At 73.1% G+C, this 22,440-nt stretch carries 23 protein-coding genes; 13 read left to right on the forward strand and 10 right to left on the reverse strand.

Annotated elements, in window-relative coordinates; translation table 11 throughout:
* The first annotated feature begins 156 nt into the window (after nt 1–156).
* Nucleotides 157–1,182, forward strand: coding sequence for an ATP-binding cassette domain-containing protein (locus tag ACIA6C_RS02150; RefSeq protein WP_361136317.1), 1,026 nt, complete (start codon nt 157–159; stop codon nt 1,180–1,182).
* Nucleotides 1,179–2,033: an ABC transporter permease gene (locus ACIA6C_RS02155; RefSeq protein WP_366080631.1), complete on the forward strand. Its 855-nt coding sequence runs from the start codon at nt 1,179–1,181 to the stop codon at nt 2,031–2,033. The genes ACIA6C_RS02150 and ACIA6C_RS02155 overlap by 4 nt, the downstream gene beginning before the upstream one ends.
* Nucleotides 2,034–2,093: 60 nt before the next feature.
* On the opposite strand, the gene ACIA6C_RS02160 is transcribed toward ACIA6C_RS02155, so the two are convergent.
* Complete coding sequence (locus tag ACIA6C_RS02160) at nt 2,094–5,600, reverse strand: AfsR/SARP family transcriptional regulator (protein ID WP_399272275.1); 3,507 nt, start codon at nt 5,598–5,600, stop codon at nt 2,094–2,096.
* A 66-nt stretch (nt 5,601–5,666) separates the two neighbouring features.
* Here ACIA6C_RS02160 and ACIA6C_RS02165 point away from each other — a divergent pair, with 66 nt between their 5' ends.
* On the forward strand, nt 5,667–6,461 hold the full coding sequence (locus tag ACIA6C_RS02165; protein ID WP_361136323.1) for a site-2 protease family protein: 795 nt from the start codon (nt 5,667–5,669) through the stop codon (nt 6,459–6,461).
* A 29-nt stretch (nt 6,462–6,490) separates the two neighbouring features.
* Nucleotides 6,491–6,715 carry a DUF1707 domain-containing protein gene (locus ACIA6C_RS02170; RefSeq protein WP_399272277.1) on the forward strand — a complete coding sequence of 75 codons (225 nt, stop codon included), beginning with the start codon at nt 6,491–6,493 and terminating at the stop codon, nt 6,713–6,715.
* On the opposite strand, the gene ACIA6C_RS02175 is transcribed toward ACIA6C_RS02170, so the two are convergent.
* The 3 genes from ACIA6C_RS02175 to npdG all read right to left on the reverse strand — a co-directional run bounded on the left by ACIA6C_RS02175 (nt 6,658) and on the right by npdG (nt 8,174).
* Nucleotides 6,658–7,047 carry a hypothetical protein gene (locus tag ACIA6C_RS02175; protein ID WP_399272279.1) on the reverse strand — a complete coding sequence of 130 codons (390 nt, stop codon included), beginning with the start codon at nt 7,045–7,047 and terminating at the stop codon, nt 6,658–6,660. The two genes, ACIA6C_RS02170 and ACIA6C_RS02175, sit on opposite strands and share 58 nt — an antisense overlap.
* Nucleotides 7,048–7,175: 128 nt before the next feature.
* Nucleotides 7,176–7,349 carry a hypothetical protein gene (locus ACIA6C_RS02180; protein ID WP_361136325.1) on the reverse strand — a complete coding sequence of 58 codons (174 nt, stop codon included), beginning with the start codon at nt 7,347–7,349 and terminating at the stop codon, nt 7,176–7,178.
* Between the two features lie 120 nt (nt 7,350–7,469).
* Nucleotides 7,470–8,174, reverse strand: a complete 705-nt coding sequence (gene npdG / locus ACIA6C_RS02185) for an NADPH-dependent F420 reductase (RefSeq protein ID WP_366080634.1) — start codon at nt 8,172–8,174, stop codon at nt 7,470–7,472.
* Nucleotides 8,175–8,273: 99 nt separating this feature from the next.
* Between npdG and ACIA6C_RS02190 the strand changes: the two genes are divergently transcribed.
* Nucleotides 8,274–8,882 carry a hypothetical protein gene (locus ACIA6C_RS02190; protein ID WP_361136331.1) on the forward strand — a complete coding sequence of 203 codons (609 nt, stop codon included), beginning with the start codon at nt 8,274–8,276 and terminating at the stop codon, nt 8,880–8,882.
* Nucleotides 8,883–9,094: 212 nt separating this feature from the next.
* Here the strand turns inward: ACIA6C_RS02190 and ACIA6C_RS02195 are convergent, their stop codons facing one another.
* Nucleotides 9,095–9,343: a hypothetical protein gene (locus tag ACIA6C_RS02195; RefSeq protein ID WP_361136333.1), complete on the reverse strand. Its 249-nt coding sequence runs from the start codon at nt 9,341–9,343 to the stop codon at nt 9,095–9,097.
* 81 nt (nt 9,344–9,424) lie between these two features.
* On the opposite strand from ACIA6C_RS02195, the gene map reads away from it, so the two are divergent.
* Both map and ACIA6C_RS02205 read left to right on the forward strand, forming a co-directional pair.
* On the forward strand, nt 9,425–10,282 hold the full coding sequence (gene map / locus ACIA6C_RS02200) for a type I methionyl aminopeptidase (RefSeq protein WP_361136335.1): 858 nt from the start codon (nt 9,425–9,427) through the stop codon (nt 10,280–10,282).
* A gap of 194 nt (nt 10,283–10,476) precedes the next feature.
* Nucleotides 10,477–11,124 (forward strand): heme oxygenase (biliverdin-producing), encoded by a 648-nt coding sequence (locus tag ACIA6C_RS02205; protein WP_399272283.1) that lies wholly within the window; start codon nt 10,477–10,479, stop codon nt 11,122–11,124.
* A gap of 34 nt (nt 11,125–11,158) precedes the next feature.
* Here the strand turns inward: ACIA6C_RS02205 and ACIA6C_RS02210 are convergent, their stop codons facing one another.
* Nucleotides 11,159–11,818, reverse strand: a complete 660-nt coding sequence (locus tag ACIA6C_RS02210; protein WP_399272285.1) for a PhzF family phenazine biosynthesis protein — start codon at nt 11,816–11,818, stop codon at nt 11,159–11,161.
* A gap of 228 nt (nt 11,819–12,046) precedes the next feature.
* On the opposite strand from ACIA6C_RS02210, the gene efeO reads away from it, so the two are divergent.
* Genes efeO through efeU form a run of 3 tightly spaced genes read left to right on the forward strand, consistent with a single transcriptional unit; the run spans nt 12,047 to nt 15,397 of the window.
* Entirely contained in the window at nt 12,047–13,195 is a 1,149-nt protein-coding gene (gene efeO / locus ACIA6C_RS02215) for an iron uptake system protein EfeO (RefSeq protein WP_399272287.1), read from the forward strand.
* A gap of 35 nt (nt 13,196–13,230) precedes the next feature.
* On the forward strand, nt 13,231–14,514 hold the full coding sequence (gene efeB, locus ACIA6C_RS02220) for an iron uptake transporter deferrochelatase/peroxidase subunit (RefSeq protein ID WP_399272289.1): 1,284 nt from the start codon (nt 13,231–13,233) through the stop codon (nt 14,512–14,514).
* A 25-nt stretch (nt 14,515–14,539) separates the two neighbouring features.
* A complete protein-coding gene (gene efeU / locus ACIA6C_RS02225; RefSeq protein ID WP_399272290.1) occupies nt 14,540–15,397 on the forward strand; it encodes an iron uptake transporter permease EfeU in 858 nt (285 codons plus the stop codon).
* 203 nt (nt 15,398–15,600) lie between these two features.
* On the opposite strand, the gene ACIA6C_RS02230 is transcribed toward efeU, so the two are convergent.
* Entirely contained in the window at nt 15,601–16,350 is a 750-nt protein-coding gene (locus ACIA6C_RS02230; protein WP_366080641.1) for a bifunctional DNA primase/polymerase, read from the reverse strand.
* Between the two features lie 158 nt (nt 16,351–16,508).
* A complete protein-coding gene (locus ACIA6C_RS02235) occupies nt 16,509–17,147 on the reverse strand; it encodes a TetR/AcrR family transcriptional regulator (protein ID WP_399272293.1) in 639 nt (212 codons plus the stop codon).
* 100 nt (nt 17,148–17,247) lie between these two features.
* On the opposite strand from ACIA6C_RS02235, the gene ddaH reads away from it, so the two are divergent.
* The gene (ddaH, locus tag ACIA6C_RS02240) at nt 17,248–18,111 is read left to right on the forward strand and encodes a dimethylargininase (RefSeq protein WP_399274430.1); all 864 of its coding nucleotides are present in this window, start codon (nt 17,248–17,250) and stop codon (nt 18,109–18,111) included.
* A 66-nt stretch (nt 18,112–18,177) separates the two neighbouring features.
* Here ddaH and ACIA6C_RS02245 read toward each other — a convergent pair whose 3' ends face one another.
* Together ACIA6C_RS02245 and ACIA6C_RS02250 are read right to left on the reverse strand one after the other, a co-directional pair.
* Entirely contained in the window at nt 18,178–19,203 is a 1,026-nt protein-coding gene (locus ACIA6C_RS02245) for a small ribosomal subunit Rsm22 family protein (protein WP_361136353.1), read from the reverse strand.
* Between the two features lie 92 nt (nt 19,204–19,295).
* Nucleotides 19,296–20,588: a multidrug effflux MFS transporter gene (locus ACIA6C_RS02250; RefSeq protein WP_399272295.1), complete on the reverse strand. Its 1,293-nt coding sequence runs from the start codon at nt 20,586–20,588 to the stop codon at nt 19,296–19,298.
* A 158-nt stretch (nt 20,589–20,746) separates the two neighbouring features.
* Between ACIA6C_RS02250 and ACIA6C_RS02255 the strand changes: the two genes are divergently transcribed.
* Together ACIA6C_RS02255 and ACIA6C_RS02260 are read left to right on the forward strand one after the other, a co-directional pair.
* Nucleotides 20,747–21,508 carry an SDR family oxidoreductase gene (locus ACIA6C_RS02255; RefSeq protein ID WP_366080646.1) on the forward strand — a complete coding sequence of 254 codons (762 nt, stop codon included), beginning with the start codon at nt 20,747–20,749 and terminating at the stop codon, nt 21,506–21,508.
* A 43-nt stretch (nt 21,509–21,551) separates the two neighbouring features.
* On the forward strand, nt 21,552–22,427 hold the full coding sequence (locus tag ACIA6C_RS02260; protein ID WP_399272297.1) for a PhzF family phenazine biosynthesis protein: 876 nt from the start codon (nt 21,552–21,554) through the stop codon (nt 22,425–22,427).
* Nucleotides 22,428–22,440: the final 13 nt, after the last annotated feature.

Raw genomic sequence — 22,440 nt, forward strand, 5'->3', positions numbered from 1 at the left:
GCCGGCCGGAGGCACCGCCGGGACGCCGCGATCGCGGCCCGTCGGGCGCGTCCCGGTCCGCGGCCGGCCCCTCCGGTCCGCCGGCCGTCGCCCGTCGGCCGCCCGTCGGTTCGCTGTCGGTCGTCTGTCGGCGGATTGTCAGTGGCGGATGGTCCCATGTGGGACATGACGCGAAACGACAAGAATCCCCTGAACGGCTCGCACGCCGTAGAGGTGCGGGGGCTGGTCAAGCACTACGGCGAGACCAAGGCCCTCGACGGCGTGGACCTCGATGTGCGCGAGGGAACCGTCCTCGGGGTCCTCGGCCCCAACGGAGCCGGCAAGACCACCCTGGTCCGCATCCTGTCCACCCTGATCGCCCCCGATGCGGGGACGGCGACGGTCGCCGGCTTCGACGTGGTCCGCCAGCCGCGCCAACTGCGCCGCACCATAGGCCTGACCGGCCAGTACGCCTCGGTCGACGAGAAGCTCTCCGGCTGGGAGAACCTCTACATGATCGGCCGGCTGCTGGACCTGCCCCGCAAGGAGGCCCGGTCCCGCGCCGACGAGCTGCTGGAGCGGTTCTCGCTCACCGAGGCCGCCAAGAAGGCTGCGATGCACTACTCCGGCGGCATGCGGCGCCGGCTCGACCTGGCGGCGTCGATGATCGGCCGCCCGGCCGTCCTCTACTTGGACGAGCCCACCACCGGTCTCGACCCCCGTACCCGCAACGAGGTGTGGGACGAGGTGCAGCGGATGGTCGCGGAAGGCGCGACCGTCCTGCTGACCACGCAGTACATGGAGGAGGCCGAGCAACTCGCCGACGAGCTCACGGTCATCGACCGGGGCAAGGTCATCGCCAAGGGCAAGGTCGACGAGTTGAAGGCCCGGGTCGGCGGCCGCACCTTGCGCATCCGGCCCGTCTCCTCCGCCGATCTGCCGGGCATGGCCCGGGCGTTGTCCGAGGCGGGGCTGGACGGGGTGGCCGGCTCCCAGGCCGTGCCCGACGAAGGCGTGCTGCTGGTGCCGATCCTCAGCGACGAGCAGCTGACCGCGGTGGTCGGCCTGCTGGCCGCCCGCGGGTACGCGATCGCCGACCTCGGCACCTACCTCCCCAGCCTCGACGAGGTGTTCCTTTCCATCACCGGCCAGAAGCCCTCCTCCGAGGACTCCGCCCAGCAGACCGAGGAGGTCGCGGCATGAGCACCGTCACCACGTCCAAGCCCAGCACCCCCGCGGCCACCTCGGCCGCCACGGCCGTCGGACCGGCCGGCGAGGGCCGGATCGGCCTGCGGGGCAACCTGCGGCACATCGGCGCCCTGGTGCGCCGCAACACCCTGCAGATCAAGCAGGACCCCGAGTCGATGTTCGACGTCGTGTTCATGCCGATCATCTTCACCCTGCTGTTCGTGTTCGTCTTCGGCGGCGCGATCTCCGGCAAGGGCCAGCAGGAGGCGTACGTCAACTACGTCGTCCCGGGTCTGATGGCCATGATGGGCATGAACATCGCCATGGGCGTCGGTACGGGGGTGAACGACGACTTCAAGAAGGGCGTGATGGACCGTTTCCGGTCCATGCCCATCGCCCGGTCCTCCGTGCTGATAGCCAAGATCGTGGTCGAACTGGGCCGCATGATGGTCGCCATCGCGATCCTGCTCGCCGTCGGCTTCATGCTGGGCCTGTCGATCAAGACCTCGGTGCTGGACCTGTTCCTGTCCATCGGGCTGTCCGCCGTGTTCGGCGCCTCCCTGATGTGGATCTTCATCCTGCTCGGTCTGACCATGAAGACCGCGCAGGCCGTCCAGGGCATGGCCATGCTGGTGCTGATGCCGCTGCAGTTCGGCAGCTCGATCTTCGCCCCGCCGTCGACCATGCCGGGCTGGCTGCAGACCTTCACCGACTACAACCCGCTGTCCAACCTGGCCGACGCGGCGCGCGGCCTGATCAACGGCGGGTCGGTCGCCCACCCGGTCTGGGTGACCCTGGCCTGGTCCGTGGCCATCACCCTCGTCACCATGCCGCTCGCGGTGCGCAAGTTCCGCCAGAAGACCTGATCCGGGGGCCGGTCCGTTCGGATCGCGTCCCGGACGGGCCTGCCCCGCACGGGGGCCGGATCAGCAGAGGGCGGTGGCCTCCTCCAGGGAGAGGCCGCCGCCTTCGGCGCTGGCCGCCTCGAAAGCGGCGTCGCCCAGTACCGCGCGCGCCCCTTCCTCGGCCCGGGCGGCGTCGGCGCGTTCGATGGAGACCGGGAAGTGCCCGGGCGGCAGCATGGCCCGGTAGGCCCCGATCAGCCGGGCCGCGTCGTAGGCGCGCTCGCGGCCGCCCAGACCGACGAGGCAGACGGCCGCCGTGATCATGAAGACGGCCGGCATCTGCGGCGCGACCATCGAGGCGAGCGGGTCCTGGGCGGCTGCCATGGCCTGCCGGTTCAACGCGCGTGCCTCGCGGTGCTTTCCCTCCTGGTTGTCGAGCCAGGCCAGCATCGCCAGCAGGAAGCAGTCGAAGATCGCGTACGCACCGGTGGCGAACTCCTCGCGCAGCGAAAGGAGTTCGGCCCGCGCCCGGGGGATGCGACCGGTGCGGCCGTAGACGCCGGCGAGGAACATCCGGGCGGCCGGCATGGCCTCGTTGTTGAGCTGCTGGACGACCCCCATGAGCTCGTCAAGGATCGCCTCGGCCTCCTCCACCTGATCGTTCTCGATGAGGGCCCCGGCCCGCCGCACCCCCAGGACGGTCACCTGCGCCTGGGCCCCGAGGCGTTCGGCGTAGTCGACGGCGGCCCGGTAGTCGGCTGCGGCGAGGTCGAATTCACCGCGTTTCTCCAGGGATTCGGCGCGGGCCGACAGGGCTTCGGCGCAGCCCCAGGCGTCGCCGAGTTCCTGAAAGACGGCCAGGCTCTCCTCCGCGTCGCGGGCGGCGTCGCCACTCCAGTCGGCGTGGTTGGCGAGGATGTTGGCGCGCAGTTGGAGGGCGCTGGCGTACGCCCAGCGGTAGCCGAGTTCCCGCGAGGCGTCGACGGTCGCGTCGAGGATGCGCCGGAGCAGGCCGACGTCCCCGTTGATCATGACGGCGAAGATCCAGAAGGCGCCGGGGAACTGACAGGTCTGCGGGAGACCGGGCCGGTAGACCTGCACGATCGCCTCGACCTGCTCCCGCACCTCGGGATTGTTCCAGTCGGTGCTGGTCTGGTCGCGGGAGACCATGCACAGCATCTGCACGCCGCGCCAGGCTTCGGTGAGCAGTTCGCCCGTGTACGGCGGCGGGGAGTCGACGATCCGTTCCAGGACGGGTTCGGCGGGGACGAGGGGCCGGGCGAAGGGGTCGGGGCCGAGGGCGGCGGCGAGAGCGGACCAGTGGCGGCTCTCGGCGCGCAGGTCGTGCATGTGCCAGTACCAGCCGAGGGAGTGCACCAGGCACAGCACCTCGCCCACGTCCTTGGTGGCGACGGCGCGGCGCAGGGCGGTACGGATGTTCTCGTACTCGACGGCCAGCCGCTCGCCGGCCTCGCGCTGGCCGTGGCCGCGCAGCAGCGGCTCGGTGGTGCGGGCGAGTTCACGGTAGTGGATGAGGTGGCGGCGCTCGGTGGCGTCGCGGTCGCCGGGCGTTTCGTGGAGGCGCTCGGCGGCGTATTCGGCGACGGTCTCCAGCAGCCGGTAGCGCATGTCGCCGTCGGGGCCCGGGGCGGCGACGACGAGGGACTTGTCGACGAGCGAACCGAGCAGGGAGAGCACGTCGGCGCCGTCCCGTACGGCGGAGGCGTCCTGTACGGCGGAGGCGTCCCACGCGGCGGCAAGGGAGCCGGCGGGCGCGGGGTCGCCGGGTCCGGGCCCCGTGCCTGCGGCCGCAGGGCCGACGGCCGCGATGTCGAGGGCCGCGACGTCGGCGGCCGCGACGTCGGCGGCCTCACCGCAGACCGCCTCGGCGGCGGCCAGGTCGCAGCCGCCCGCGAAGACGGAGAGCCTGCGCAGCACGGCCCGTTCGGGGGCGTCGAGGAGGTCCCACGACCAGTCCACGACGGCACGAAGCGTCTGCTGGCGCGGCAGGACGGTACGGGAACCGCTGGTGAGCAGGCGGAACCGGTCGTCCAGCCGGTCGGCGATCTGCCGGGCGGTCAGCAGCCGCAGCCGGGCGGCGGCGAGTTCGATGGCGAGCGGCAGTCCGTCGAGGCGGCGGCAGATCTCGGCGGCGGCCGCCGGGTCGTCCTCGACCCGGAACCCGGGGCGCGCGGCGGCCCCCCGGTCGGCGAGGAGCCGTAGCGCGACCGGGTCGGGCAGCGGTTCCACCGGGCGCAGGTTCTCCCCCGGCACCCCGAGGGGCTCGCGGCTGGTGGCCAGGATGCGCACGCCGGGGCAGCGGGCGAGGAGTTCCTCGGCGAGGGCGGCGGCCGCCTTGACGACGTGCTCGCAGTTGTCCAGGAGCAGCAGGAGCCGCCGCCGCGCGCAGTGGTCGACGAGCCGTTCGAGGGGGTCGTCGCCGGTGCGGTCGGTCAGCGCCCGCAGTTCCTCGGCGGCGGCGCCGCGCAGCTTGGTCTCGCGGGCCCCGAGCGCGGCGAGCACCGCCTCGGGCACGTCCTCGGGGTCGTCCACGGGTGCCAGCTCCACGAGCCACACCCCGTCGGGCAGGCCGTCGGGGGCCTGCGCCTCGGCGGCTTCCTGCGAGAGCCGGGTCTTGCCCGCCCCGCCGGGGCCGAGCAGCGTGACGAGGCGGGCGCGGGCGAGGTCGTCGCCGATGACCCGGATGTCCTCTTCGCGGCCGACGAAGGTGGTGAGCCGGGACCTCAGGTTGCCCGGGACCGCCGACGGCTCGGACGGTACGGGGGCTGATACGGGGGCTGATATGGGGACCGTCGCCGCCGGTCCGGGGGCCGGAGCCGAGGCGGGGACCGGAGCCGAGGCGGGGACCGGAGCCGGCCCGGGTGCCAGCAGCTCTGCGTGCAGGGCCCGGAGGGCGGGGCCGGGGTCGGCGCCCAGGCGGTCGGCGAGGCCCCGGCGGACCTGCTCGTAGGCGGCCAGCGCCTCCGCCGTACGGCCCGCGTCGCGCAGGGCGCGGATCCGCAGCGCCTGCCACGGCTCGTCCAGCGGCTGTTCGGCGCAGAGCGCGCCCAGCTCCGGCAGGACCCGCTCCGCCTGCCCCAGCGCGAGGGCCGCCGCCATCCGGCCCCGGCGCGCGTCCATCCGTACGGCCTCCCAGCGCGCGGACTCGGCCGCGGGGTCGGGCAGGCAGGCCAGCGCCGGTCCGCGCCACAGCGCGAGGGCCTCGTCGTACAGGGCGGCGGCCCGGTCCGGGTCCGGCTCCGCCGCGGCGGAGCCTGCGAGCCGCTCGAAGCGGTACAGGTCGATGTCGTCCCGGTCGGCGGCCAGCAGGTAGCCGCCCTCCGTGGAGCGCACGGCCTCGTGCCCCAGCGCCCGCCGCAGCCGCGCCACGAGCGCCTGGAGCGCGGCGACCGCGTCGCCGGGCGGGTCGCCGTCCCAGACCTGGTCGACCAGCAGGTCCGTCGGCACCGTGCGGCCCGGCCGCAGCGCCAGCGCGGTCAGGAGGGCCCGCAGGCGCGCTCCGCCGACGGCGACGGGGGTCCCGTCGCCGCGGGTGGCCTGGGCGGTGCCGAGAATCGCGTAACGCACCGGCCCATTGTCGCTGCCCGGGCCCCCGGGCCCGACCGATTTACCGGCCGGGATAGGTTTCGCCGCATGAGTCACCAGGGGAGCCGCTCCGAGCGGCGGGTCAGTTCCGTGTTTCTGGGCATCGTCGCCGTCATGGCGGTCACCGGCTGGGCCGTGTGGACCGGCTACGCGACGAGCCCCGGGCTCGCCGTGTTCCTCTTCGTGACGTCCGCGTGGGTGGTGTCCCTGTGCCTGCACGAGTACGCGCACGCCCGCACCGCCCTGCACGGCGGTGACATCTCGGTGGGGGCCAAGGGGTACTTGACCCTGAATCCGCTCAAGTACACGCACGCGCTGCTCAGCATCGTGCTGCCGGTGGTGTTCGTGATCCTGGGCGGTCTGGGCCTGCCCGGCGGCGCCGTGTACATCGAGCGGGACAGGATCCGCGGCCGCTGGAAGCACAGCCTGGTCTCGGCCGCGGGCCCGCTGACCAACGTACTGTTCGCGGCCGTGTGCACGGCGCCGTTCTGGCTGCACGCCCTGGACGGCGTCCCCCTCACCTTCCGCTTCGCGCTCGCGTTCCTCGCGCTGCTCCAGGTCTCTGCGGCGATCTTGAACTTCCTGCCGGTCCCGGGTCTGGACGGCTACGGGGTCATCGAGCCGTGGCTGTCCCACCGGGTGCGCCGCGAGGTGGCGCCGCTGGCACCGTTCGCCCTGATCGGCGTGTTCGCGCTGCTGTGGATCCCCGAGGTGAACATGTTCTTCTTCGACCGGGTCACCGACGTCCTCGGCGCGCTGGGCGTGTCCGACCTGGAGACGTACTGCGGCCACAACCTCTACCGCTTCTGGCAGGAGACCGACGGCTACTGCACGCTCCCCTAGCGCCGGCCCACGTCGGTGCGATTAAGTCCATGACCATGATCAATGGGGCGCAGGGGTCGTCGGAACTGTCGGCGCGGGACGCGGTGGGGCTTCGCGCGGCGGACGTGGACCGGGAGGCGGTGGCCGAGCAGCTGCGGGTCGCCGCCGGGGAAGGCCGGCTCGGCCTCGCCGAGCTGGAGGAGCGGCTCGATCGGACCTACGCCGCGAAGACGTACGGCGAACTCGACGTGCTGGTCGCCGACTTGCCGCAGTGACAGGCTTCCGGGGCGCGTCCCGGGACCGACGCGGACACGCTCGTCCTCAAGACCGGGATGAGCAACATCAAGCAGCAGGGCCGGTGGACGGTGCCGCGCAGGATCGTCGCCGAGTGCAAGATGCTGGGCATCGTGATCGACTTCACCGAGGCGGTCTGCGTGCACGGTGAGGTCACCGTCGAGGCGCGTTGCGGTTCGGGCAGCATCCAGCTGATCGTCCCGCAGGGCTGGGCGGTGCGGATCGACGGGTCGAGCACCAATACGGCGCACATCGCGAACCAGGTCTCGGCGCCGGCGGACCCGGCCGCCCGGTGCTCACGGTCGTCGGACACCCGCGGACCGGCCGCATCACGATCAAGCAGCCCCGCCGCAAGGGCTAGACCGCCGCTTCCGGACCCTGCCGGACCCGGCGGGGTCCGGCGGAGGCGGCCCGGCGTCGTCTCCGCGGGAATCCTGCCGGTCAGGCCTGCTTCTCCGCCTTGGCCTTGCGGAAGTAGTACCAGGCCATGTTGGAGGTGAGACCGGCCAGCAGGACCCAGACGATCCCGAGGAAGCTGCCCTCCACGAAGGCGACCACGGCCGCGGCCACGGACAGGACGCAGACGACGACGGCGAAGACGGCAAGGCGGGGCATTCGGCAGAGCTCCTCGGCGGCACAGAAGGGGTCGAGCCCCTCCAGTGTCCCCCATCCCCACCCACCCGCCGCCCGGCCCCGCCGGGGCGAGCGGGGCCGGGCGGGGCGGCCGGGCCCGGGTCAGACGTCCGTGATGCGGAGGGCGGCGTGGGCCTTGTAGCGGCGGTTCGTGGAGATGAGGTTGGCGACCAGGGCTTCGACCTGGTGGGCGTTGCGCAGGCGGCCCGCGAAGACGCCGCGCATGCCCGGGACGCGGGCCGTGAGGGCCTGGACCAGGTCGGTGTCGGCGCGGGATTCACCGAGGACCATCACGTCGGTGTCGATCTCCTCGACCGACTCGTCCTGGAGCAGCACCGCCGAGAGGTGGTGGAAGGCCGCCGTGACCCGGGAGTCGGGGAGCAGGGCCGCGGCCTGCTGGGCGGCGCTGCCCTCGGGGACCTGGAGGGCGTACGCGCCCTGCTTGTCGAAGCCGAGCGGGTTGACGCAGTCCACCACGAGCTTGCCCGCGAGGTCCTCGCGCAGCGCTTCGAGGGTCTTCGCGTGGCCTTCCCACGGCACCGCGATGATCACGATGTCGCTTCGACGGGCGCACTCGGCGTTGTCCGCGCCCTCCACACCCAGGCCCAGTTCCCCGGCGGCGGCCCGCGCGCGGTCGGCGGCGCGCGAGCCGATGATCACCTTCTGGCCGGCCCGGGCGAAGCGGTACGCCAGGCCGCGGCCCTGGTCGCCGGTGCCGCCGAGGACGCCGACGACGAGGCCCGAGACGTCCGGCAGGTCCCAGGGGTCCTTCGCCGGCGGCTTCTGCGTGCTGTCTGAGGTAGTCATGGGGGCAAAGGTACTGCCGGGTACCGTCCGCCATACCCGTCGGGATGCATCCCGGGGAAGTGGCCGCCGTGCGGGCGCCGTCTGCGGCAGGATGCTGCCATGGACGCCGTGAGGGTCGCGCTGCTGCGCGAGGTGCTCGCCGGTACGCAGTGGCCCGGCGCAGCGCGCCGGTTCGCCGGTGCGCTGCGCCGCTCGGTCGTACCGGCCGGCGGGAACCTGCTGCTGGTGGGCACCGAGCGGTACGAGCCCTGGCACCTGGCCGCCCACCTGGTGGACGAGGCCGCCTGGTCGGGGCTGCCCGAGCTGGCGCCGACCCTGGTGCGCCACCGGGTGCGGCCGGGTGAACCGCCGCACCTGTCGGTGGGGCTGAGCCGCCTGGAGGCGGCCCGGCGCGGGCACACGCTGCTGGTGGTGGCCCCGGAGCAGCCGGGCGCGGGCCTGCTGGAGCGGGTCCACGACGCCCGCCGGGCGGGGGCGACCGTACTGTCCCTCGACGGCGGGGACCCGGACCTGGGCACCCTGGCCCACGAGGCGCTGTCGGTGCCGGACGCCACCGCCGGGCTGGACCTGGACACCGTGCAGCACTTGGTGAGCGCGGCGGCCGGGGAGAACAGCCTCCCGGGGCCGCGCGGCGGCCCGCGCCGACTGCGGGACCGGCTGGCGCGGCTGGCCGAACAGCTCACCGCGCCGCCACCCAGCCGCTGGTAGGCGCAGGCGACACGGCGACAACCCCGCGCCGCGGGAACCCGGTACCGCGACCACCCCGTGCCGCCCGAACCCGGCACGGCGGGAACTCGGTACGGCGGCACCCGGCACGGCAACCGCCCGGCACCGCGGCAGCCCGGCACCGCGGCAGCCCGGCACCGCGGCAGCCCGGCACCGCGGCAGCCCGGCACCGCGGAAATCAAGCCCGCCCGGGCCTAGGCAGAGGGCGTGCTCTCGTCCGGTTCACCGCTCCCGCCGCTCTTGTCGTTCCACTTGGGGTCGTTCTGCCACTCCAGGTTCCGCTCCTCCGCGGTCTCCATGGCGTGGGCCGCCTCCTCGGGGCTGGAGTACGGACCGAACCGGTCCTTGGCCGGGCACTCCGGGCCTTCCTCGACCTTGTGGTGGACCAGGCAGTAGTACCACTCGCCCGGTTTGCCCGTCTGGCGCTTCTTGAACAAGGCCATCGTCCGCCGGCTCCTCTCCTTGCGGCTCACACCGCTCTCTGCCGCCATGCTGCCCCATCCCCGCTGGATACACTCGCTTGCATGTCTGGCCAGTCGCTGCTCGTACCCGGCGAGCTCTCCCCCGCCCGTTCCGTTCCCGGCAACATCCGCCGGCCCGAGTACGTGGGCAAGCCCGGGCCCACGCCCTACACCGGACCGGAGGTGCAGACGCCCGAGACCATCGAGGCGATGCGCGTCGCCGGCCGGATCGCCGCCCGGGCGATGGAGGAGGCCGCCAAGCACATCGCGCCGGGGGTGACCACCGACGAGCTGGACCGGGTCGCGCACGAGTTCATGTGCGACCACGGCGCCTACCCCTCGACGCTCGGTTACCGCGGCTTCCCGAAGTCCCTGTGCGCCTCGGTCAACGAGGTCATCTGCCACGGGATCCCCGACTCGACCGTCCTGCGGGACGGCGACATCGTGAACCTCGACGTGACCGCGTACATCGGCGGCGTCCACGGCGACAACAACGCCACCTACCTGTGCGGCGAGGTGGACGAGGAGTCGCGCCTGCTGGTGGAGCGCACCCGCGAGTCCCTGAACCGGGCCATCAAGGCGGTCAAGCCCGGCCGCCAGATCAACGTCATCGGCCGGGTCATCGAGTCGTACGCGAAGCGCTTCGGCTACGGCGTGGTCCGGGACTTCACGGGGCACGGCATCAGCACGTCGTTCCACTCGGGCCTGATCATCCCGCACTACGACAGCCCGCACGCGACCACCGTCATCGAGCCCGGCATGACCTTCACCATCGAGCCGATGCTGACGCTGGGGACGCACGAGTACGACATGTGGGCCGACGGCTGGACGGTCGTCACCAAGGACCGCAAGCGCACCGCGCAGTTCGAGCACACGCTGGTCGTGACCGATTCCGGGGCGGAGATCCTGACCCTGCCGTAGCGGAGCGGGCCAACCGGCCCAAAACCGGCGGAGCAGGGGCCAGCAAGCGCAGCAGGCGGACGAGGTTTTGCCGACACGGCGTCGGGAAGACTGGTCGGGAGACCGGGTGGGGCGGCGGGGCCGCCACGCCCGCGCCTCCCGACGCCCGTCCTCGTCACGCCCGCTCCTCCTACGCGAACCCTCGGAGGTCCGCCTTGGACGCCTTCTCCACGGCCATCCGTGTCGCCTCGCACGAGCAGCACACCGAGGCCGAGACCTCGACGTTCATGCGCGACCTGCTGGGCGGCCGGCTCGGCGTGGCCGCCTACGCGCGCTACACCGAGCAGTTGTGGTTCGTGTACCGGGCGCTGGAGGACGCGGCCGAGGCACTCAAGGAGGACCCGGTCGCGGGGCCGTTCATCCGGCCCGAGCTGATGCGCGTCGCGCAGATCGAGCGGGACCTGGCGCACCTGCGCGGCCCGGGCTGGCGCGAGACCCTCTCCGCGCTGCCCGCGACGCGGGCGTACGCGGACCGGGTCGCCCGGTGCGCGGCGACCTGGCCCGGCGGCTACGTGGCCCACCACTACACCCGCTACCTGGGTGACCTCTCCGGCGGCCAGATCATCCGGGACAAGGCGGAGCGGACCTGGGGCTTCGAGCGCCGGGGCGACGGGGTGCGGTTCTACGTCTTCGCGGACATCGCCAACCCGGCGGCGTTCAAGCGCGGCTACCGGGAGCTGCTCGACGCGATCGCCGCCGACGACCTGGAGAAGCAGCGCATCATCGACGAGTGCAAGCTGGCGTTCGACCTTAACGGCGCGGTGTTCCGCGAGCTGGGCGAGCAGTTCCCCCTGAGCGCGTAGCCGGCCGGCCTCCCGGCGGCCGCAGGAGAAGGGCTCACGGCTCCCGGGGGGCGAAGCGGACCCGGCCGCCGAGTTCGACCGTGCCGTCCGGGCCGGGGGCGGTGAGGATCTGGGAGCCCGCTCCCTGGGTGATGTTCAGGGCCCGGTTCAGCTCGGCCGTCAGCAGGATCGCCGCCGCGCCGGTGGCCTCGTCCTCGGTGATCGCCCCGTCCGGGCGGCGCGGGAAGCCGCGGGCCCTGATCCGTCCGGCGGTCTCGTCCTCCCAGGCCCAGGCGTACAGCCAGCCCTCCCCCGGCGGCGGGGCGGGCAGCGCCTCCACCTCCGCGACGCTCGCGTACTGCTCGGTGCGCTTGCCCTCGACCCATTCGGGGCGGGCGGTGATCCAGGTGAACTCCCCGTCGTCGCGGGCCCACACGGAGCCGACCGGCGGCCGGAGTTCCTCTATGTCGAGCAGCCAGGCGACCCCGACCAGCGGGTGGCCCGCGAAGTTCGTCCGGGTGCCCGGGGTACGGATGTCCACGACCCCGCGTTCGGGGTCGTCGACGAAGACCGTCTCGCTGTATCCGAGCTCCGCCGCCAGGGCCTGCCGGGAGGCGTCGTCGGGGCAGGTGCGGCCGTCGCGGACGACTCCGAGCAGGTTGCCGTGCCGGCCGTCGCCCGCGCAGAAGACGGCGAGCACGTCGAGATCATTCACCCCGGCATTCAAGCACGCCGCCTTCCTTTGCCTCCGCTTGACCTCTCCGTGGCTCGCCCGTGAGGGGCCCGTGACGGCCTCGTGTCCGGCGGGGGGCGGTGTGCGCCGAATCACTGGACGCGCGGCGCGGGGTCAGGTAAGCCTCGGTTAAGTTAGGTTCGCCTCACCCGGCCGCCCCCAACCGACGGGGCGGCCGTCTGCCGAACGCCAGACCCGCCAGGAGCCCGCATGCGCCCCGCCCGCTTCACCGTCGTCACCGCGGCTGCCGCAGTGGCCGCGCTCACCGCCGTGACCGGCTGCGCCGAGAAGAGCGCGGCGGGTGCCGACGGCACGATCCAGGTGGCCGCCTCCGACACCGCCTGCGGCATCTCCAAGACGGAGTTCCCCGCGGGCAAGGTCACCATCGAGGTCGAGAACAAGGGCTCCAAGGTCACCGAGGTCTACGTCCTCTTCCCGGACGACCGCATCGTCGCCGAGCGCGAGAACATCGGCCCCGGCACCAAGGCCACCATCACCGCCGAGATCAAGGCGGGCGACTACGTGGTCACCTGCAAGCCCGGCATGAAGGGCGACGGCATCCGCCAGAAGGTCAAGGCCACCGGCGGCACCGCGGCCAAGCGCAGCCCCGAGCTGGACGCGGCGGTCGCCGACTACCGCAAGTACGTGCAGGCGCAGGCCGACGAGTCCCTGCCCACCACCAAGGCTTTCGTCGACGCGGTGAAGGCCGGTGACGTCGAGGCCGCGAAGAAGGCCTACGCCCCCTCCCGCCTCGGCTGGGAGCGCACCGAGCCGGTCGCGGAGTCCTTCGGCGACATCGACCCGAAGGTCGACGTCCGCGAGGACGGCCTGGAGGCCGGCCAGGACCCGGCGAAGGACTGGACCGGCTGGCACCGCCTGGAGAAGTCCCTGTGGGCCGAGAACAAGATCGACGACAACGACAAGAAGCTCGCCGACACGCTGATGGCCGACGTGACCGACTGGCAGAAGCGGATCGGCACGGCGGAGATCACCCCCACCTCGATGGCCAACGGTGCCAAGGAGCTCCTCGACGAGGTCGCCACCGGCAAGGTGACGGGTGAGGAAGAGCGCTACAGCCACACCGACCTGGCCGACTTCAAGGGCAACGTCGAAGGCGCGCAGAAGGCGTACGAGCTGCTCAAGCCGGTCGCCGCGAAGAACGACCCGGAGCTCGCCAAGACGCTCGACACCCAGTTCGCCGCGCTGGAGACGCTGCTCGACAAGCACCGCGCGGACAAGAACGGCTACGACTTCACCTCCTACGACAAGGTCGGCGACGCGGAGCGCAAGGAGCTCTCGGACGCCGTGAACGCGCTGGCCGAGCCGCTGTCCAAGCTGGCCGCAGCGGTCGCGAAGTAACGGTCGGGAACAGCGGAGCAGGCGGGAGGACCGGGATGACTGACTCGGAGTCGGTGACGGTGGAAGGGCGCGAAGACGCCCCGCAGGGCGCGACCGCGCCCTCGCGGCGTGCCGTCCTCGGCTGGGGCGGGGCGGGGCTGGCGCTCGGCGCCGCCGCGGCCGGCGGTGCGGTCGCGGCGTTCGGCGGCACCCCGGACGTGGTGCCGGCGGCTTCGGCCGGGGCTGCGGTGCCGTTCCACGGCGAGCACCAGGCCGGCATCGCGAGCGCCGTCCAGGACCGCCTGCACTTCGCGGCCTTCGACGTGAAGACGAAGGACCGCGAGGAGCTGATCAAGCTCCTCAAGGACTGGACCGAGGCGGCCCGGCTGATGACGGCCGGGCACCCCGTCGGCGAGGGCGGCTACGGCGGCCTCCCGGAGGCCCCGCCGGACGACACGGGTGAGGCGCTGGGCCTCAAGGCGTCCCGGCTCACCCTGACGATCGGTTTCGGCCCGGGCCTGTTCGCCAAGGACCGCTTCGGGCTGGAGGACAAGCGCCCCGAGGCCCTGGTGGACCTGGAGCAGTTCCCCGGCGACAACCTGGACCCGGCCCGCTCCGGCGGCGACCTGTGCGTCCAGGCCTGCGCGGACGACCCGCAGGTCGCTGTGCACGCCATCCGCCAGCTGGCCCGGATCGGCTTCGGCAAGACCGCGGTCCGCTGGTCGCAGCTCGGCTTCGGCAAGACCTCGTCCACCACCCCGGACGCGCAGACCCCGCGCAACATGATGGGCTTCAAGGACGGCACCCGGAACATCTCGGGCACCGACCGGGCGGCGCTCGACGAGCACGTCTGGGCGGCCGCGTCCGACGGCAGCGCGTGGATGGCCGGGGGCTCGTACCTGGTCGCCCGCCGCATCCGGATGCACATCGAGACCTGGGACCGCACCTCCCTGCAGGAGCAGGAGGACGTCTTCGGCCGCGACAAGGGCGAGGGCGCTCCCGTCGGCAAGTCCAAGGAGCGCGACGAGCCCTTCCTCAAGGCCATGAAGCCGGGGGCGCACGTCCGCCTCGCCCACCCGGACAGCAACAACGGGGCGAGGATCCTGCGCCGCGGCTACTCCTTCACGGACGGCACGGACGGGCTGGGCCGCCTGGAGGCGGGCCTGTTCTTCCTCGCCTACCAGCGGGACGTCCGCAAGGGCTTCATCCCGGTCCAGCGCAACCTGTCGAAGAACGACGCGCTCAACGAATACATCCAGCACGTGGGTTCGGCCGTCTTCGCCGTCCCGCCGGGCGTCCGCGACAAGGACGACTGGTGGGGCCGGACGCTGTTCGCGTAGACCCGTAGAGCGTAGGAGGAACCACGTGTTCAGCAATTACCTGATCGGCCTGCGCGAGGGGCTGGAGGCCAGCCTCGTCGTCTGCATCCTCATCGCCTACCTGGTGAAGACCGGCCACAAGGACAAGCTGGGGCCGCTGTGGCTGGGCGTCGGCCTCGCCGCCGCCCTCAGCCTCGGGTTCGGCGCGGCGCTCGAATTCGGCACGGAGCAGCTGACCTTCGAGGCGCAGGAGGCGATCGGCGGGTCCCTGTCGGTCGTCGCGGTGGGTCTGGTGACCTGGATGGTCTTCTGGATGAAGCGCACCGCGCGCCACTTGAAGGCGGAACTGCACGAGAAGCTGGACTCGGCGCTCGCCATGGGCACCGGCGCGCTGGTGACGACGGCGTTCCTCGCCGTGGGCCGCGAGGGCCTGGAGACGTCGCTGTTCGTGTGGCGCTCGGTGAAGGCGGCCGGTGACGGCGCGGGCCCGCTGGCCGGTGTGCTGCTGGGCATCGGCACCTCGGTGCTGCTGGGCTGGCTGTTCTACCGGGGGGCCCTGCGCATCAACCTCGCCAAGTTCTTCACCTGGACCGGCGGCATGCTGGTCGTGGTCGCGGCGGGCGTGCTGGCGTACGGGATCCACGACCTCCAGGAGGCCGGGTTCCTGCCCGGCATCCTGACCAAGGCGTTCGACATCAGCGCGACGATCCCGCCGGACAGCTGGTACGGGACCCTGCTCAAGGGGACGTTCAACTTCCAGCCGGACCCGACCGTGGTCCAGCTGGTGGTGTGGGTGGTGTACCTGCTGGCGGTGCTGACCCTGTTCCTGGCGCCGTCGGCGGTCAAGGGCCGGGGCGGGCAGGGTGAGCCCGCGGACCGGCGTCCGGTGCAGGCGCGGGGCTAGGGCCCAGGGCCGAACGAGCGGGAAAGAGTGCGGGCCGGACGACAGCAGTCGTCCGGCCCGTCGCCGTTTGCGGCGTCAGCGGCCACCCGGCCCAGCGACCAGGCCGGTGTCAGCGGCCACGGGGCCCAACCAGGCCGGTGTCAGCGGCCACGCGGCCCAGGGGCGGCCCAGCGGCCCGGCCGGTGTCAGCAGCCCGGCCGGCCTCAGCGGCCCAGCGGCCAGGCCACGGCGGCGGGGGTCTGATCGGAGGTCCCCGCGTACTGGGCGCAGGCGTCGGTCAGGGTTTCCAGCAGCGTCAGCGGGTCCGGCAGCGGGTGTTCCACGCCGCGCAGCCAGGCGACGCCCTGCTCGCCCGGGAGGGCGGCCGGCGGTACGAGGACGTAGCTGCCGCGGCAGTGCCAGCGCAGGCCGGGGTGTTCGTCCATGGTCTCGGGGTGGCAGTCCAGCTCGCAGGGCCACCATTCGTCCTCGTCCTCCGGCGTCCCCCGGGTCGCCGTGAAGAACAGCATGCGGGCCTGGTCGCCCGTACCGCCGGACTCGGCCACCGGGCCGACCTCCACACCGGCCGCCAGCAGCCGGGTCAGGGCGTCGCGTCCGGCTTCCAGCGGGACGTCCAGGACGTCGTGGACCATGCCGGTCGCGGTGATGAAGTTGGCCTGGGGGTGGTTGCGCGCCCATCGTTCGACCTGCGCGCGGTCGGTGGTCGCCTGGGTCTGCCAGGCGAACGAGACGGGGTGCCGCGCGGGCGTCGGACAGCCGACGCGGTCGCACGAACACCGGTAGCCGGCCGGGTGGGCGGCGGGGGCGATCGGGAGGCCGGCGGCGGCGACGGCCAGGAGGAGGGCCTCGCGCTGCCCGACCGGGTCTTCGGGAGCCGGTTTCGAGCGGCGGCGCAGCCACTGGGAAATCCTGCTCTGCTCGCCGCGTTTGACGCGGCCGGACTCAGACCCCATCTATCCCCTCACCTCACCGTTGCCCCCGGCGGACCTTCCCATGGTCCCACCCTCCGGGGTGCCGGGTGACCGCACCCCCGCACCCGGCCCGCCCATAACCGCAGAATTCGGCCATATGTTCTCGGTCACGCGGGACTCCGCGGCCCGGCCCCCGGTGGTTACGCGGTGCCCAGCACGGCGTCCACCAGCGCGTCCGCGAACGCGTGCGTCAAGGGAGCGGTCCGCAGCAGCCAGCGGTACGTCAGCGGGCCGAGCAGCATCTCCGTCATCAGCCGCAGATCCGCTCCCCCCGCCAGGTCCCCCGCCGCCCGCGCGCTGCGCAACCGGTCCTCGTACAGGGCGAGCTGGGGGGCCAGCAGCCGCTCGGTGAAGCGCGCCCCCAGCTCCGGGTCGGTCGCACCGGCGGCGGTCAGGGCGCGCAGGGGGGCGTCGTACGCGGGGTCGTTGAACTCGTCGACCGTGGCCCGCAGCACCTGCTTCAAGTCGGCGGCCAGGTCCCCGGTGTCCGGCAGCGCGGCCCTGCCGTCCGCGGTCGCGGCGTCCCCGGCCAGCGCCAGGGAGGCGTCGAGCAGCACGGCGGCCTTGGAGGGCCACCAGCGGTAGATGGTCTGCTTGCCGACCCCCGCGCGGGCGGCGATCGCCTCGATGGTCAGCTTGTTGTAGCCGACCTCTCCGACGAGGGCGAGGGCGGCGTCCAGGATGGCCCGCCGGGACCGGTCGCTGCGGCGGGCGGGATCGGGCGCCTTGGCCTCGGCGGGCGCGGCCTCGGGGGTCTTCGCGTGGGGAGTCCTGCTCATGCCCTCAACGTACCAACGCGAGACGGACCGTCTTCCGGTTCCGGTCATTCCGATAAACCACCCAATCAGTTCACTGCGCGGTCCACGTGGAGGAGAGACGATTCCCTGCACACGCACAGCACACGCACCGCGAGTCAGTCGTGAGGAGCCTTCTTTGCGCAGAGACGCCACACCCCGGCGCTACCTGATGTGCCCACCCGCGCACTTCAAGGTCACGTACTCCATCAACCCGTGGATGGACCCCGCGAAACCGGTGGACCTGCCCCTCGCACAAGCCCAGTGGGAAGACCTGAGGGACCGCTACCGCTCCCTCGGCCACACCGTCGAGACCCTGGTCCCGGACCCCGCGCTGCCCGACATGGTCTACGCGGCCAACGGCGCCCTGGTCATCGACGGCCGCGTGCTCGGGGCCCGGTTCGCCTACGCGGAACGCTCCGCCGAGGCGGAGATCCACCTGGAGTGGTTCCGTGCCCACGGCTTCCGGGACATCCACGAGCCGTCCCACATCAACGAGGGCGAGGGCGACTTCGCCGTCACCGCCACCTACATCCTGGCGGGCCGGGGCTACCGCTCCAGTCCGCTCTCGCACGACGAGGCGCAGGAGTTCTTCGGCCGCCCCGTCATCGGCCTCGACCTGGTGGACCCGCGCTTCTACCACCTGGACACGGCCCTGTGCGTCCTGGACGGCGACGAGATCATGTACCACCCGCCGGCCTTCTCGCCCGGCAGCCAGGCCGTCCTGCGGCGGCTGTTCCCCGACGCCCTGATCGTGGACGACGAGGACGCGGCGGCCTTCGGCCTGAACTCCGTCTCCGACGGCCTGCACGTCCTGCTGCCCCAAGCCGCGGCGGGCCTGCTCAAACCCCTGCGCGACCGGGGCTTCGAGCCGATCCCGATGGACCTGGGGGAGCTGCTCAAGGGCGGCGGCAGCATCAAGTGCTGCACGCAGGAGCTGCGGCCGTGACGGCGCCCTGACCCGGGCAGGCCCGACCCGGGCAGGTCTGACAGAGGCGGGTCTGACCCGGGCAGGTCAGGGCGACTCGGGGGCGGGCGGCCACTCCTGCCCCCAGTCGGCGTCCCGCGCCGCCTTGTAGAGGTCACCGTGGCGCTTGGTCACGGTGGCCCGGGTCAGGCCGTCCTGCGGCGGACCGCACAGATCGAGCAGGACCAGCCCCTTCCGGATCTGCGGCTTGCGCGTGATCCGGGAGGCGGCCGGCTCCACGGGGAAACGCGTCGCGGCCACGTAGCTGAACTTCTCGTCCTCGTACGGCAGGGAGCCGCCCTTGACCTGCCGGTGCAGCGAGGAACGGCTGACCCGCGCCGAGAAGTGGCACCAGTCCTGGCCGACCTCGATCGGGCAGGTCCCGTCGTGCGGGCAGGGGGCGGCCACCGTCATCCCGGCCTCGATCAGCTGCTCGCGGGCCTCGCGGATGCGCAGGTAGCCCTCGGGGGTGCCCGGCTCGATCAGCACCACCGCCCGGCCGGCGCGCGCCGCCTCGGCGACGACCGCCCGGCGGGCCTGCGCGGTGAGTTCGCCGAGCACGTACGACACGGTCACCAGGTCGGCCTCGGGGATCGTGATCCCGGAGCCGATGACGGCCCGGCGCCACTCCGCCGCGCGCAGCACGGGCGAGGAGGAGCGGGCGGCCAGTTCCCGGCCCAGGGCCAGCGCCGGCTCCGCCCAGTCGAGCACCGTCGTGGAGCGCGGCCCGTCCCAGGTGGCGTCCGCCGCCCAGGTCGCGGCGCCGGTGCCGCCGCCCACGTCGACGTGCGAGCCCGGTGACCACTGGGGCGCGGCCTCCGCCAGGGCGTCCAGGGCGGAGCGCACGGCTTCGAAGGTGGCCGGCATCCGGTACGCCGCGTACGCCGCCACGTCCGAGCGGTCGCGCAGCACGGGCGCGTCGGTGGGGATCGTTCCGCGGTAGTTGGCGATCAGCCGTTCGACGGCGGCCGAGGCCTGCTTCGGCGGGAGCCCGTCGAGCAGCCCGCCGAGCGCGGAGCGCAGGGTCTCGGCGGTGGTGGGACCGGAAGCGGGAAGGGCGGCGGAGGCGTTCACCTGGGAAGTTTACGGCGCCCGGCGCGGCCCCCGCCCCGGCGGCCGGCCCGAGCTGGCCCCGGCCGCGACCGGCGGCCCCCGGCGCGCGCCGCCTACTCCCCGGCGGCCGCCTTCGGCTCCCGGCTCTGCCACGGGCGGCACAGACCCAGGAAGCAGGCCGCCGACAGCAGCGCGCAGACGAGCTGGACGAGCGCCATGGGCACCGCGGTGTCCTCCCCCGCGATGCCGACCAGTGGCGAGGCGACGGCCCCGACCAGGAAGGAGGACGTGCCGAGCAGCGCGGACGCCGAGCCGGCGGCGTGCGGCGTACGCATCAGCGCCTGCGCGTTGGTGTTCGGCATCAGCACGCCCATCGCCGACATCAGCACGAACAGCCCGGCCGCCATCGGCGCCAGCCCCACCTCGCCGAACGCGCCGCCCGCCATCAGCAGCAGCGCGACCGCGTCCACGGTGACGACGGCGAGCCCGCAGGCCAGGACCTTGTCCAGGCTGACCCGGCCCACCAGCAGCTTGCCGTTGATCTGACCGACCGTTATCAGGCCCACCGAGTTCAGGCCGAACAGCAGGCTGAACTGCTGCGGCGAAGCCCCGTAGATCTCCTGGACCACGAACGGCGAGGCGGAGATGTACGAGAAGAGCACCGCGAACGCGAAGCCGCCGGCCAGGGTGTACCCGGCGAAGACGCGGTCGCCGAGCAGCCCGCGCATCGTGCGCAGGGCGGCGCCCACGCCCCCGGTGTGGCGCCGCTCGGGCGGCAGCGTCTCGCCGAGCGCCCGCCACACCACCAGGGTCAGTGCCGCGCCGACGCCGGTGAGGACGACGAAGACCCCGCGCCAGTCGGCGAGGCGCAGCACCTGGCCTCCGATGAGCGGGGCGATGATCGGGGCGGCGCCGGAGATCAGCATCAGCGTGGAGAAGAACCTGGCCATCTCGACGCCGTCGTACAGGTCGCGCACGACGGCGCGGGCGATGACGATCGCCGCCGCGCCGGCCAGGCCCTGGACCAGCCGGAAGCCGACGAGCAGTCCGGTCGTGGGGGCGAGCGCGCAGACGGCGGTGGCCAGCACGTAGACGATCATGCCGGTCAGCAGGGGCCTGCGGCGTCCCCACTTGTCGCTCATCGGGCCGATGACGAGCTGGCCCAGTGCCATGCCGGCGAGGCAGGAGGTCAGGGTCAGCTGGACCGTGGCGGCGGGGCTGTGCAGGGCGGAGGTGACCTGCGGCAGCGCCGGCAGGTACATGTCCATGGACAGCGGGGGCAGGGCGGTCAGCCCGCCCAGTATGAAGGTGACGAGCAGGCCCGTTCGGCGCGCCGCCGGAGAGGGGTTCGGGAGGGCGGACGACGGACTCCGGTCGCGGGCCGTCCCGGGGGCTCTCTCCGGCATGCGGAACTCCACTCTGGTCGTAGCTCTTCGTGTCTCGTCGTAGCTCTCGGTAGCCCGGCGTGTCCCGGCCGCTGCTTTTCGCACCCGTGACCGACCCATGCTCTCAGCTGTCGGAACGCCCCGGGGCGAATGTCCGCTGTGACGTACTCTGCGGCCCCATGAACGCACCTGGGAAGAAGATCGCTGTGGTGACCGGGGCCGGCTCCGGCATCGGCCGCTCCGTCGCCCTCGCCCTGGCGGCCGCGGGCTGGTCGGTGGCGGTGGCCGGCCGCCGCCCGCAGCCCCTGGCGGACACCGCCGAGGCGGCCGGGGACGGCGCCGACATGCTGTGCGTACCGGCGGACGTGAGCGATCCGCACGAGGTGGACGCCCTCTTCGGGGCCGTCCGGGAGCGGTACGGGCGGCTCGACCTGCTCTTCAACAACGCCGGCACCTTCGGCCCCGGCGGGGTCCCGCTGGAGGACATCACGTACGAGGCCTGGCGCCAGGTCGTGGACGTCAACCTGACCGGATCCTTCCTGTGCGCGCAGGCCGCGTTCCGGCAGATGAAGGCGCAGGACCCCCAGGGCGGCCGGATCATCAACAACGGCTCCATCTCGGCGCACGTGCCCCGCCCGAACTCCATCGCCTACACCGCGACCAAGCACGCCATGACGGGGCTGACGAAGTCGCTGTCGCTGGACGGGCGCCCGTACCGGATCGCGTGCGGGCAGATCGACATCGGCAACGCGGCGACCGAGATGACGGAGCGCATGCAGAGCGGCATCCTCCAGGCCAACGGGCAGCTGGCCGTGGAGCCGGTGATGGACGCGGCCGACGTGGCGCGCACGGTGGTGCACATGGCGGAGCTGCCGCTGGAGGCGAACGTCCAGTTCGCGACGGTGATGGCGACGGCCATGCCGTACATCGGGCGGGGCTGAGCGGACGGGAATGACGGCCGGTGGCCCGGGAGTTGAGCTGATCATGACCGATACGACGGGACAGACCCCGGTACTGCGCTACACCGCCTTCTCCGCCGACCCCGAGGGCGGCAACCCCGCCGGCGTCGTGCTCGACGCGAGCGGGCTGGACGACGGGCGGATGCTCGACATCGCGGCGGAGCTGGGCTACAGCGAGACCGCGTTCCTGACTCCCCCTCCCCAGGACCTCGGCGCCGAGCCTGGGCGGGGCTTCACGCTGCGGTTCTTCAGCCCGAAGGCGGAGGTCTCCTTCTGCGGCCACGCCACCGTGGCCACCGCCGTCGCGCTGGGCGAGCGCATCGGTCCGGGCGAACTCGTCTTCGCGACTGCGGCGGGCACCGTACCGGTCTCGGTGACCGAGGCCGACGGAGGCCTGCGGGCGGTGCTCACCAGCGTCGAGCCGCACTCCGTGGCCGTGTCCCCCGAGGACCTCGCGGAGGCGCTGGCCGCGCTGGACTGGCCGGCCGGCGACCTCGACCCGGCCTTCCCGCCGCGCATCGCCTACGCCGGGGCCCGCCACCTCGTGCTCGGCGCCGCGACCCGGGACCGCCTGGCCCGCCTGGACTACGACTTCGCCCGGCTGGAGGCGCTGATGCGCCGCCTGGACCTCACCACGGTCCAGCTGGTGTACCGCGAGGGCCCGGAGCTGTTCCACGTACGGGACCCGTTCCCGGTCGGCGGCGTCGTCGAGGACGCCGCCACGGGGGCGGCGGCCGCCGCCTTCGGGGCGTACGCCCGCGAGCTCGGCCTGGTCCCGGACGGGGCGACGCTGACGCTGCGCCAGGGCGAGGACATGGGCCGGCCGGGGGTCCTGACGGTGGAGCTGCGGCCGGGGGACGCCCGGGTGCGGGTGGGCGGCACCGCGGTGGCCATCGCGTGACGGGCGCGGCCGG

Source organism: Streptomyces sp. NPDC051578, from assembly GCF_044454045.1.
Lineage (GTDB): Bacteria > Actinomycetota > Actinomycetes > Streptomycetales > Streptomycetaceae > Streptomyces.